Below are 11,615 nucleotides of genomic sequence, written 5' to 3'. Positions count from 1 at the left end.
GCCGAGAAAGGGTGTCTTGGTTCCTTCATTCATTTAAAACGGCTTCTCCATCTTCTTGCGAATGATGGCGTAGTTGTTCAAAGCCCCCGTTTTTGCCAACGCATCAACAATGATCTTCGCCAGCAGACCGCCGAGGATCGCGCCGGAGATCGTGCGGATCGCAATTTTGGCAATCATCGGGCCGGTCGTCAGCTCGGCCAGACCGCCGGTCAGCGCATCATATCCCAAGGAGGCAAGCGCTGCAGCAGCACCGCCCAGCATCAACGTGCTTACATTAAAAGTGCGATAACGTAAAAGTGCAAATACCAGCTCGGTCGCCGCGCCTTGCGCCACACCGTAGAGCAGGGTGGACAGCCCGTACGGCCCGCCCATGATAAACTCGCCCGACGCCGCCGCCACTTCGGCGATCAGCGCCACGCCCGGCTTCTGCACGATGTAGGCAGCCAGCACGCCGGCGATAAACCACGTGCCGTACACAACCTCGCCTGCGCCCGGATAAATCGCATCCGCCACACCGTACAGCGGCGCCCATGCGATGTAGATGAACCCGCACAGCACGGCCAGGATCACCGTCATCATAATCTCTCTGAAATTGACGACATAACTATTCTTCATGTCCCATTTTCCTCCTCGAATAACCGCTCATTGCATAAAAAAATCTTCTCCCGAAACCCGGCAGAAGATGTATACACAAGACAAAAATGTCTGATGCCGTCACTTCCTCACGCCGGTATTACCCAGGATCGAGTGAAAGGGTTAGCACTGATCGTGCTTCTCAGCCATAGTAGGCACCCCTAGCAACTGCGGGCTATTCAGTTTTAACTTCCTCACTCATTGTAGTAGAAGGACAAACCATTTGTAAAGGACATTCTGTCACAGTCCGTTCACACCCTGCTACAGCTCCAACACTGCGCCGTCCACCCGCTTGATCCCCCGCACCTTCCCGAGGTCCTCGGCCAGCTTCAGGCAGGCAAAATCTTTCTGCTTCGCCTCCACCATCACATCGACGCGCTCCAAGCCCAGCGCCTTGCACCCTTTCAAAAACAGCAGGAGCCGCTCCGGGTCGATATAGTCGGAATGCGCCCGAAACTCATGCTCGTCCTTCGGCGACGACACATGGATCTTCAAGGGCTGCCCCTTCCACGTCGCCACGATGCGCGGGAGCAGTTCCAGCGGCGTCTGCTCGCTTTTGTTGCACCAGTCATGGTGGATGTCGAGCATCATCGGCTGCCCAAGCTGTTCGCAGGCGGCCAGCGTCTCTTCCACCGTGTAGGTCTTGTCATCATTTTCGAACGTCAGCCGTTTCCGCACCGCCGCCGGCACTTTGGCAAAATTGTCGTAGAGCCGCTGCACAGCGCTCGTCTTGTCGCCGTAGACGCCGCCGATGTGAATGTTGACTTTGTTCGTTTCGTCCATCCCCATCCCGTCGAGCAGCGCCGTGTGGTAGTCGAGATCGACGAGTGCGGCCGCCACCACTTTGTCCGCGCCATTGAGCAGCGTGAACTGGTTGGGGTGCATCGTCACGCGAATGTCTTCCTGCCGGGCGAACTCGCCGAGGCGCTCCAGTTCCTTTTCATAGACCTCACGCACGTCGATCCCGACATCGGGATGTGTCGCGAGCGGCACGATCGACGAACTCATCCGGTACAATCGAATGCCGTGCGCCGCATTAAAATACAAGACCCGCTGTGTCGCCTGCAGATTCTTGCGTCCAACTTCGATGGCGCGAAGGATCGCTTCCTCACGCGGGCGCTGCTGAAACAGCTTGTAGGTAAACGTCGAGCTCGGCGTATTTTGATAGATCGCCAGCGCAATCGAAACATACCCAATTCTCACCTGCATCGTTACCACCTCACAGGCTTAGTCTGCACGGGTTTTCCTCTTTTCCTCCAAATAACGCCGCAGCCAATGTTCTGCAATCTTCGAGACAAACGCCTCTTCCCCGTCGACGTGCAGCACGGGGATCTTGTCCCAGTATTTCGCATAAACGCGCTCATCGGTCGTAATATCGAACTCCGCCACTTGAAGCGGGTACGTTCTCCCCACCCGTTCGAGGATCGGCTTTACTTTGTCGCATAGCGTACATCCGTCTTTTGTGAACAATGTAAGTTGAAAAGGCTTCACCTGTGTCAGACTCCTATCGCATATTCTCAGGAATACAGTACCACACGATCGCAAAAGCTACCAAGAAATCCCCCAAAGGAGCCTGCTATGAACTTCATGCTGATCGCGGGGACGATCGTCATCCCGCTCGTACTGTTTTTCCTGCGCGCGCGCAGTTTCGCCTGGATCTTCGACCTGCTCGGCGCGGTCGCCCTGCTGTTATTCCTGCTCACGTCAGGGCTGAGCATCCTTGAGATCAAACAGATGAAGACCGAGTTCACCACGCACATCCACGAGATTTTCAACTCGCTGCTCTTCCTCGCTTCCTCCGGCTACCTCGGCGTCTACGCCTTGTACCGCCTGCTGCTCACCACCGCGCAGACACGAAAAAACGGGCATTCCCGCTGATCGGGACTGCCCGTTTTTATGCCTTGGCCTGCTCGGCAGACACATCCGTTTTGCGCAGACGCTTCATCGACAGCAAGACGGTCGCGACCGCCGTCAGCAAGCCGCCGTAGATGAAGATCTCGCGGACGGAAAACCACGCCTCCACAACGCCCGCCAATGCCATCGACCCGACGGTGCCCGCCATAAAGACGGTGTTGTAAAAGCCCAGCACGCGCCCGATGTACGGCTGCTCCGCTTCGGACTGGATCAGCGTCGCCGAAGCGATCATCGCCATCACCGAAAACATCCCCGTCCCGACCAGCACCAGCCATTCCGTATAAAACGACTCGGTCGTGCCAAGCAGCGCGATCAGCAATGCGTCGACCAGAATCCCAAAGCGCACGACTTGCAGCAGGTCGACATTTTTGACCTGTGTCAAAGTGATCGCGCCCAAGGCGAGACCCAGCCCGATGCCCGCTTCCAGCCAGCCGAACTGCGTATCGGTCACTTTGATGATGTCTTTGGAAAACACGACCAGCAGGACGTTAAACATCCCGGAGACGATCATCGCCGTAAACATCACCGCCGTCGCGTTCAGCACGCGCGGCAATTGCATCATATAGCGGGCCCCTGCGCGGAACTCCGCCCAAAATTGCTTTTTCTTCGCCCCTGCGCCTTGCTTCGCAGCCTCTTTCGCCGCCACCGTCAGCAAGGAGAGCGTCGTCGCCGAAAACAGGAAAGTCAGCGCATCGACCACAAAGGCGGCCGTATACGACCAAAAGCCGATCACCATCCCGGCCAAAATCGGGCCGGCGATCGCCATCACCTGCATCGACGTCTGAATCTTGGCGTTGTAGCCGAGCAGTTGCTGCTTCGGAAACAGCTGCGCGATCAGCGCGTGCTGCGAGTTGGACGAAGTAAATCCAACCACCGCCGCCACAAACGTCATCAGATAGATCCAATACACATTTGGCAAAAACGGAATCGACAGCACCACGCAGGCGCGGGTCAGCTCACAGGCGATCGCCAGCCGGCGCTTGTCCAGCCGGTCGATCCACACCCCGAGAAACGGGCCGAGCAAAATCGCCGGCAAATACGAAGCGACCATCACCTGGCCCACGCTGAGCGCCGAGTGTGTTTTCGCATAAATCATCAAAGCAAGCGCCAGAAAATGAAACGTATCTCCCAGCTTGGAAACCGAGCGGCCGGTCAACATCAGCCAAAAGTTGCGTTGCAGTCCAGTCATCTCTAAATGCCCCTAGTGCGATATTTACTGCATTCTTATAGTAGTATGGAAGACCATAACACCGCTGTCAACAAAATTTCATCGACAAATGTTGCACAATGTTGGGATTTCGTAATATGATTTAGAGAATAGAAAAAAGTTTTCCCATAGCTAACTTTGTTGAGCCCGTCTAACTAGAGCTGTCACCAAATCCAGCTCCAAGCAATAGTATGACAGTGCCATCTTTTTTTAGGCGTAAAAGTTTCCCTCGTGCAAAAGAGTTGGTGTCAGACAAATATACAGGATATGAACGGATGGGAGGTTTTGTTCATGGAGATCATTCCATTGCCTGAGCTCTTGATCGGCGAACGGGCGCGAGTGGTGTCTTTGAACGCGGCGGGCCCGCAGCGGCGCCGAATGCTCGACCTCGGTCTGGTCCCGCAGGCGATCATCGAAGCCCTGCGCAAAAGCCCGGCCGGAGACCCGGTCGCCTACCGCATCCGCGGCGCGGTGATCGCGCTGCGCCGCGAAGAAGCATCCCTCGTGATGGTCACGCGCATCTGATTACAATTTCGCATGTTGTGCAAAGGAGGGTATGAACCATGTCGCAAAATCCATGCTGTCAAGGAACTCATGCCGCTTGCACGGAGCGGTTCGAGATCGAACTGCAGAGTCCCGATGACCTCGTCATCGCGCTGGCAGGCAACCCCAACACGGGCAAAAGCACCGTTTTTAACGCCTTGACCGGGATGAATCAACATACCGGCAACTGGGCCGGCAAGACGGTCGGCAGCGCCATCGGCCGCATCCGCCATGAGCAGCACGGGTTCACGCTAGTCGATCTGCCGGGCACATACTCTCTTTTGTCCCAATCGGCAGACGAACAGGTCGCCCGTGACTTCATCTGCTTTGGCAACCCGCACGCAACGCTTGTCGTCACCGACGCGACCAATCTGGAGCGCAATCTCAACCTCGCGCTGCAAGTGATGGAGGTGACCGACCGAGTCGTGGTCGCGGTCAACCTGATGGACGAAGCGAAGCGCAAAGGCATCACCATCGACCTCGCGGGCCTGCAGGAGCAGCTCGGCGTTCCGGTCATCCCGATGACCGCCCGCAAAGGCGAAGGGCTCCCGGAACTGAAAGACATGCTGTTAAAAATCGCTTTGGGCGAAGTAAAGCCTTCCCCCAAGCTGTTCCCTTATTCGGAAGAAGTGGAGCGGGCGGTGGCAGAGCTCATTCCGCAGGTCGAACCGCTGGTCGGCGGCGTGCTGCGTCCGCGCTGGGTGGCGCTGCGCCTGCTTGACGGCGACGACTCGGTGCTGGCGGCGCTGGAACAATACACGATGGAGCCTCCGCGCCCCATCCGCTCCGGCGAGGTGGTGATTCCGCAATGAACCAAGGACAGTTCCAGCAGTTGAAAAATTTGATGCAAAACGTGCAGCAAAACGATACGTCCGCCTTGCGCGACCAGATGGTCAGCGACATCTATGCGCGGACCGAAGAGATCGTTGCCCAGACGGTGACGTTGCCGGAGAACAAGACCCAGCTCGATTTTGACCGCCGTCTCGACAATGTGTTGACTTCACGCTGGCTCGGCTATCCGATCATGCTGCTGATGCTGGGCACCGTGTTTTACCTGACGATTGCCGGGGCCAACGTCCCGTCCAGCCTGCTCGCCGATTTCTTTTTCTGGATTGAAGGCTATCTGACGGCGTTCTTCGCATGGCTTGGCACACCGGCCTGGGTGCATGGCGTGCTGATCGAAGGGCTGTACCGCGGCACGGCATGGGTGGTGTCGGTGATGCTGCCGCCGATGGCGATCTTCTTCCCGGCCTTTGCGATCCTCGAGGACTTTGGGTATTTGCCCCGGGTCGCGTTTAACCTCGACCGCTTTTTCAAAAAAGCGGGGGCGCACGGCAAGCAGGCTTTGACGATGAGCATGGGCTTTGGCTGCAACGCGGCTGGCGTCACCGCCTGCCGGATCATCGAGTCGCCCCGCGAGCGGATCATTGCGATCATCACCAATAACTTTGTGCCTTGCAACGGACGCTTTCCGACTTTGATCACGCTGGCCACCTTGTTTATGGGCGGCGCGGTCGGGCTTGCATACGGCAGTCTGGTCGCGACGGCGGTGGTGGTCGGGCTGGTCCTGATCGGGATCTCGGCGACGCTGTCGGTGTCGTGGCTGCTGTCCAAGACGCTCTTACGCGGCATCCCGTCCAATTTCACGTTGGAACTGCCGCCGTACCGCAAACCGCAATTTGGCCGCCTGATGATCCGCTCGGTCTATGACCGCACCGCGTTTGTGCTGAAGCGCGCCGTGATCGTCGCCGCTCCGGCCGGGGTGGTGACGTGGATTCTCGCCAACATCTACATCGGCGATGTGAGCATCCTGCAGCACGCCGCCTTGTTCCTCGACCCGTTTGCGCGGGCGATCGGGCTGGACGGCTACATCCTGATGGCGTTTATCCTCGGGCTGCCGGCGAACGAGATCGTCTTGCCGATCCTGATCATGAGCTACCTGTCGACCGGTGCGATGACCGAGATGAACACGCTGACGGAGCTGAAGAATCTGTTCCTCTCCTACGGCTGGACGTGGCTGACCGCGCTGTGCATGATGCTGTTCTCGCTCCTGCACTACCCGTGCGGCACCACGATGTGGACGATCGCCAAAGAGACCAAGAGCACGAAATGGACGCTGGTCGCCATTTTGCTGCCGACCGGAATCGCGCTTGGCGTCTGCTTCCTCGTCGCGCAGACCGTTCGCTTCTTTGGCTGGGTGTGAGCAAACCGAAAGACCCTTTCCCGTGGCGGAAAGGGTCTTTTTCATACGGAGAGGAGCTTTTTCGTTGCAGAGCACGCTCCCGCAAGTTTGTACATTTCCGCACCAGCCTTTTCTTAGGCAGCAGGACATCTTTTAGATCCGGTCTCGTTTTTTTAGCAATTTGTTGATTCGTTTCAACTGGATAAGTTCGCGCACTTGCCCTTTGATCACTTTCAAAATCGTCTCGTCGCTCATCTGCGCCACCGTCTCCTCGCCGTGATGGCGAACGGTCGCCTCATACAGATTGCGCAGAAAATCATAATAGTCCTGCGCCGCATAGTCGCCGGGCAGATGAACGGACAGCTCCTCGGCGTACTGCATCAGTTCAGCTTGCAATCGTTCCAATATTTTTCCCTTCCTTTTTTTGCATATTTCCATGTAGAAAAAGAAGTTTTGGAGTACAATGTAACTATGGTGAAGGAGGTTTTCACAGTGAACGCTGTTCAACATACATCGATGGCGGACGTCTTGACGAAGGCGGACGAGATCGCAAGCTTGCTCAAATCGTCAGAAGAAATGAAGCGCTTCCGTCAGGCGGAGACCAAGATCTCCCGCCATGGCGACGCACAGGCGCTCTTGTTTGTGGTAAAAGCCAAGCGCAACCAATACTCGCAGCTCTCCCTGCGCCACGGGTTCGATCATCCGGCGGTGGTCAAGGCGAAACAGGAGTATGATGATGTGCTCGACCGCATCGCGCAGATTCCGCTGATCGACGAACTGCAAGCGGCGCAGGAAGACCTGAACGATGTCATCCAAGGCATCCTGCACACGCTCGTTTCGTCGGTGAACAACACGCTGTCTGTCGAAAAAGGCGAAGAACCGGGCGACGGCGCCAGCGGCGGCTGTGGCAGCTGCTCATCGGGCGGCTGCGGACGCCACTAATTTCAGAAGGCAAGAAGCCAGCAGAGCAGATCTGCTGGCTTTTTCTATTTATTGCGCGCGCTGATACCAGGTGTCGGAGCCCCAGACGGACGCTTTCCACGGCAACGTCTGCGGCGTGGCGAGATGCATGATCTCCTTCCAGAAATCGAGGCGCTCCTGCTCGGTCATCGGGGTGAAGTTCTCGGCGATGGCGAGGTTTTTCTCCAACTGCTCCATCGACTCCATGCCGACGATCGACGTGGAGATCGGCAGCGACAACGTGTAGCGAAGCGCCTGCTCATACCAGTCGCCAAGTTTGCCCAGCGCCAACACTTTCATGCCGACGATCGCCATGCCCTTTTCGCGGGCCAGCGGCACAAACTCATGGGCGAAGGAGTAGATGTGGTGATCGAGCGCCGAGAGCGCGACGAGGGCGCTGTCAAAGTCAAAGCGGCGGATCGCTTCGACCAGCACCTGCGGGTTGGTGTGGCCGGAGATGGAGAGCTTTTTGACAAGTCCCTGCTCCTTGGCTTCGAGCAGCGCCTTGATCGCGCCGTCTTCCGCAAAACAGCGGTCGAGCTGTTCGATCGACACCATGTTGTGCAGGCGCCACTCATCGACGTGGTCGGTCTGCAAACGCTTCAAGCTCTCTTCCAAGAGGCGCAAGGAGCCGTCGCGGGTGCGGTCGTGCGTTTTGGTGGCGATCTTCACTTCGTGGCGGCGGCCCTGCAAGGCGAGGCCGAGGCGGTGTTCCGACTGCCCTTCCGAATAGCTGGGCGCGGTGTCAAAGTATGTAATGCCGCGGTCGATCGCAGTATTGACGATCTTGATCGCTTCTTCTTCGGTGCAGTTATGTTCATCCACGATGCGCTGTGCGCCAAAGCTGAGCAGGGGCACCTGCCAGCCGGTGCGGCCAAACGGTTGTTGGATCATCGTATGTACATCCTTTCTGTTTCCGGCGGTTATGCTGCCAAGAGCATTTCTCTACTTTATGCAGGATACCCTTTTTCCACGCAAAAAAAGCAGCCCTTTCTGCAAAAAGAAAGGACTGCATGCTGAACTTTTACCGCTGCTTTAGCCTTCCGGGATCAGCTCGGTGGACAGCGGCGGTTGACCGCCGGCAAGACCAACCACGTACAGCGTGTACGTCACATCCGGGTCGAAGCGCATTTTCGGCAGGCGCTGGATGATGTCCTTTTTGCCTGCGAGGCGCAGTTCGAGGTCGCGGCGGCCGGGGGTGACTTGCAGATACGGCGATTTTTCTTTGAAGGTGAGATGGCCGATCAGCACTTTGCCGGAGGGCAAGGTAACATCGAAAGCGGGCGCGTTGGGCGAGAGATTGACGACTTTGACGCGGGCAAAGCCCGGTTTGGCGCGCTTTGGCTCATCCTCGATGATCACCGGACGAATGTCTTTAAACGAGCCGCCAATCGCAAAAGTGTACGATTGGTTGGGCTTGGCGTTAAAGGTGGTGTCGATCAGGGCGCCAACTTGTTTGGCATACGGAAACACCTGCACGCGGTGGCGGCCCGGCGTCAGCGGGAAATATTCGCTGATGCCTTCAAAATCGACGTCTTCCGCCGCCTTTTTCCCGTTGATGTAGATATCCACTCCCGGCGTGTCGGGCGACGCGTGGAAAAAGCGAATCTGTGCGCCTGCCGCCGGAGCGGCGACCGGTTTGACGACCGGGATGGCCTCCTGTTCGACGATTTCGGAGATCGGCATGACCTGCTGCTGTCCCAGCGGAATCGGCACCGCTTCCCCGTCCATCTCCGGCAGCGGCGACACATCGGTGATCACACCGCTCTGGGGAACGTCGTCCACTTCCTCATACTCCCCATCCGGCTCCATCCCGTCCGCTTGCGGGAACGGGAAAACGTCTTGGCCGGGCGGCGCTGCCGGTACCCCCGGCAACAGTTGCTCGGTCGGCTGAATCCAGCCTGATGTCGCATTGGGGCTGACATACCCGGCCTGCGTCGGCGCTTGCACCGCGCCAGGCTCCGCAGCCGGCGTCGGAATCACCCCGGTCTGCCCGCCTGGCCCCCCATCCAGATCAACTTGAATATTGACATCGCCGGCCTCCATCCCGGCCGGCGCTCCCATCTGACTCTGGAACTGATCGTTCATTTGCTTCAATACTTCATCAAGCATGCCTTTCAACTGATCCTGCGTGCTCGAACGCGCGACCAGCGAGTTGACATCCTGATGCTGCTCCTGAAGCAAACGGCACGTTTCCTGCATAAATTCATACTGATTTTGCTGGCTCTCCTGCACCAAATAAACGAGCTTCTCGACTTCGCGAGCCAACTGCTCAAACGCAACAAGCTGTCGTTCCTCTCTGTTCAAACCCCTAGACCTCCTCGGAAGGATGTTGTTGTCGATTCTGCACGACTCCCATTCCAAAGTATTACAGCGTCTAGGTAATGGTTCATCAACTTTGCAATTTGGGCTTTTACAAAAGCGGAGACAACAGCCGCGCCCCCGATTCCCGCAATTTATCCTTCAGCGGGCGGCTTTTGTACACGTCTTTCTCCACCAGCCTGCTGTTCTCCAGATCCATCCTGAAATCCCGCTCCAGCCGATCCGCAAACTCCTTGTTATACAGAAATGCCCCGATCTCAAAGTTCAGCAAAAAGCTCCGGATATCAAAATTTGCCGAGCCCAAAGACGCCACCTCATCATCGATGATCAGCACCTTCGTATGCAAGATCCCTTTTTCGTACTGATAAATCTTCACCCCGGCATCGAGCAGCTCCGTAAAATACGACCGCGTCGCCCAATAGGTCACCCGGTACTCCGGCACCCCTTGCACGATCACACGCACGTCAACTCCGCTCAACGCTGCCATCTTCAAGGCCATGATGATGCTGTCATCCGGAATGAAATAGGCCGTCTGCAGATAAATCCGCTTCTCGGCCGTTGCACAGGCTGTAAAAAATATCTGCCGAATCGAGTCAAACTCCGCATCGGGACCGCTTGGCACGATCTGCACCAGCATGTCCCCGACCTGCTCCGGCTTGGGATAATATTTATCAGCGGTGATCTTCTGCTTGGTCACAAAATACCAGTCGTTCAAAAACGTCTTCTGCATCAACTGCACGCTTTCGCCGCGCACCAGCAGATGCGTGTCGCGCCAATAGCCCAGCTTCGGGTCGCGCGACAGATACTCATCCCCGATGTTCATCCCGCCGAGCAGTCCGACCCGGCCGTCGATGACGACGATTTTGCGATGATTGCGGAAGTTCAAGCGGCTTGTCACATAAGGAAACTTCACCGGAAAAAACACCGCCACCTCAATTCCCGCATCGCGCATCTCCTGAAAAAACTGTTTTGACGTCTTGTGCGATCCCAATCCGTCCACCATCACCCGCACCTCGACGCCTTCCTGTTTTTTGCGCAGCAAGAGCTTGCGCGTTTCCTGTCCGATCCCGTCATCTTTAAAGATGTAATACATCAGGTGGATGTGATCTTGCGCTTTTTCCAACTCCTCGAACAGCACCTGAAACTTCTGCTTGCCGTCGGTCAGCACCTCAAATCGATTGTTGCTGGTCAGCGGCGACAGCGAGTTGTTCAGCGACAGGCGCACCAGACGCTTTTTTTGCTGCACGCCGTATCCGAGCAACACCTGATCTTCGGTCATCTGCCGGAGCTGCTTTTCCACGATCGACTCCAGTTTGCCGCCTTTCATGTGCTTGTGGCGGAACAGCTTCTCTTTCCTGGCATTGCGGCCGGCGGCCAGATACAGCAGGAATCCGAGCAACGGAAGCAACGTGAGTACGATCAACCAGGCCACCGTTTTCCCCGGGCTGCGGTTCTCAAGTGCGATCACCGTTCCGATGAAAACCACCTGCAGCAGTCCCATACCGAGAAGAATCATCCAGAAGATCGTCGTCACCACCCTTGCGATTCGCTTTCCCCCTAGTATGCGCAAAAAAAGGCACCTCCATGTTTGGAGGCGCCGCTTCTAGCAATACACGTCAATGCGCTGTCCGACAGCCGTATGGCTGCGCTCTTGGGTGGCAGATGCAGCGACGATCGTCTCTTTGGTCTCGTGCTGCACCACTCGCGATCCGTTGGAAAGCGTCGTGTGGAACGCAAAATCGTGCTGCACATACTTGACAGGCTGCCGTTGCATCGACACCTGCTGGTGCGAAGAAGAGTTCCCGATACCTTCTATCACTGGCGCAACCTCCTTGTTAGGATAATAATGTTACT

14 protein-coding genes and 1 riboswitch are annotated in these 11,615 nt (G+C 56.8%); of the genes, 5 read left to right on the top strand and 9 right to left on the bottom strand.

The annotated features are described in order from the left end of the window. Positions 1 to 33: 33 nt before the first annotated feature. The 3 genes from CBW65_RS11680 to CBW65_RS11670 form a co-directional block, all read right to left on the bottom strand. Positions 34 to 615, bottom strand: a complete 582-nt coding sequence (locus CBW65_RS11680; protein WP_087456971.1) for an ECF transporter S component — start codon at positions 613 to 615, stop codon at positions 34 to 36. An 87-nt stretch (positions 616 to 702) separates the two neighbouring features. Further along, positions 703 to 806: riboswitch (TPP riboswitch) on the bottom strand. Between the two features lie 88 nt (positions 807 to 894). Then, positions 895 to 1,842 carry a UV DNA damage repair endonuclease UvsE gene (uvsE, locus tag CBW65_RS11675; protein WP_087456970.1) on the bottom strand — a complete coding sequence of 316 codons (948 nt, stop codon included), beginning with the start codon at positions 1,840 to 1,842 and terminating at the stop codon, positions 895 to 897. Positions 1,843 to 1,860: 18 nt separating this feature from the next. After that, complete coding sequence (locus CBW65_RS11670; RefSeq protein WP_157721904.1) at positions 1,861 to 2,124, bottom strand: glutaredoxin family protein; 264 nt, start codon at positions 2,122 to 2,124, stop codon at positions 1,861 to 1,863. Positions 2,125 to 2,211: 87 nt separating this feature from the next. Between CBW65_RS11670 and CBW65_RS11665 the strand changes: the two genes are divergently transcribed. Then, the gene (locus CBW65_RS11665) at positions 2,212 to 2,511 is read left to right on the top strand and encodes a hypothetical protein (RefSeq protein ID WP_087456968.1); all 300 of its coding nucleotides are present in this window, start codon (positions 2,212 to 2,214) and stop codon (positions 2,509 to 2,511) included. Between the two features lie 16 nt (positions 2,512 to 2,527). On the opposite strand, the gene CBW65_RS11660 is transcribed toward CBW65_RS11665, so the two are convergent. Beyond that, positions 2,528 to 3,736: an MFS transporter gene (locus CBW65_RS11660; RefSeq protein ID WP_087456967.1), complete on the bottom strand. Its 1,209-nt coding sequence runs from the start codon at positions 3,734 to 3,736 to the stop codon at positions 2,528 to 2,530. Positions 3,737 to 4,045: 309 nt separating this feature from the next. Between CBW65_RS11660 and CBW65_RS11655 the strand changes: the two genes are divergently transcribed. Genes CBW65_RS11655 through CBW65_RS11645 form a run of 3 tightly spaced genes read left to right on the top strand, consistent with a single transcriptional unit; the run spans position 4,046 to position 6,500 of the window. Further along, positions 4,046 to 4,279: a FeoA family protein gene (locus tag CBW65_RS11655; RefSeq protein WP_087456966.1), complete on the top strand. Its 234-nt coding sequence runs from the start codon at positions 4,046 to 4,048 to the stop codon at positions 4,277 to 4,279. 38 nt (positions 4,280 to 4,317) lie between these two features. Beyond that, positions 4,318 to 5,109, top strand: a complete 792-nt coding sequence (locus CBW65_RS11650; protein WP_087456965.1) for a FeoB small GTPase domain-containing protein — start codon at positions 4,318 to 4,320, stop codon at positions 5,107 to 5,109. Between the two features lie 32 nt (positions 5,110 to 5,141). Further along, on the top strand, positions 5,142 to 6,500 hold the full coding sequence (locus tag CBW65_RS11645; RefSeq protein ID WP_232463534.1) for a nucleoside recognition domain-containing protein: 1,359 nt from the start codon (positions 5,142 to 5,144) through the stop codon (positions 6,498 to 6,500). A 132-nt stretch (positions 6,501 to 6,632) separates the two neighbouring features. Here CBW65_RS11645 and CBW65_RS24225 read toward each other — a convergent pair whose 3' ends face one another. Then, positions 6,633 to 6,884 carry a hypothetical protein gene (locus CBW65_RS24225; RefSeq protein WP_157721903.1) on the bottom strand — a complete coding sequence of 84 codons (252 nt, stop codon included), beginning with the start codon at positions 6,882 to 6,884 and terminating at the stop codon, positions 6,633 to 6,635. A gap of 87 nt (positions 6,885 to 6,971) precedes the next feature. Between CBW65_RS24225 and CBW65_RS24220 the strand changes: the two genes are divergently transcribed. Next, complete coding sequence (locus tag CBW65_RS24220; RefSeq protein WP_157721902.1) at positions 6,972 to 7,421, top strand: YlbF/YmcA family competence regulator; 450 nt, start codon at positions 6,972 to 6,974, stop codon at positions 7,419 to 7,421. Between the two features lie 48 nt (positions 7,422 to 7,469). Here the strand turns inward: CBW65_RS24220 and CBW65_RS11635 are convergent, their stop codons facing one another. The 4 genes from CBW65_RS11635 to CBW65_RS11620 all read right to left on the bottom strand — a co-directional run bounded on the left by CBW65_RS11635 (position 7,470) and on the right by CBW65_RS11620 (position 11,580). Then, positions 7,470 to 8,333, bottom strand: coding sequence for an aldo/keto reductase (locus tag CBW65_RS11635; RefSeq protein ID WP_087456962.1), 864 nt, complete (start codon positions 8,331 to 8,333; stop codon positions 7,470 to 7,472). Between the two features lie 141 nt (positions 8,334 to 8,474). Further along, positions 8,475 to 9,746 carry a DUF4397 domain-containing protein gene (locus CBW65_RS11630; RefSeq protein WP_087456961.1) on the bottom strand — a complete coding sequence of 424 codons (1,272 nt, stop codon included), beginning with the start codon at positions 9,744 to 9,746 and terminating at the stop codon, positions 8,475 to 8,477. A gap of 106 nt (positions 9,747 to 9,852) precedes the next feature. Then, a complete protein-coding gene (cls, locus tag CBW65_RS11625; RefSeq protein ID WP_198299817.1) occupies positions 9,853 to 11,331 on the bottom strand; it encodes a cardiolipin synthase in 1,479 nt (492 codons plus the stop codon). Positions 11,332 to 11,364: 33 nt separating this feature from the next. Then, positions 11,365 to 11,580 carry a hypothetical protein gene (locus CBW65_RS11620; RefSeq protein ID WP_087456960.1) on the bottom strand — a complete coding sequence of 72 codons (216 nt, stop codon included), beginning with the start codon at positions 11,578 to 11,580 and terminating at the stop codon, positions 11,365 to 11,367. Positions 11,581 to 11,615: the final 35 nt, after the last annotated feature.

The sequence above is a fragment of the Tumebacillus avium genome (assembly GCF_002162355.1).
Classification (GTDB): Bacteria; Bacillota; Bacilli; order Tumebacillales; family Tumebacillaceae; genus Tumebacillus_A; species Tumebacillus_A avium.
This window is presented reverse-complemented; position numbering and strand designations above follow the sequence as displayed.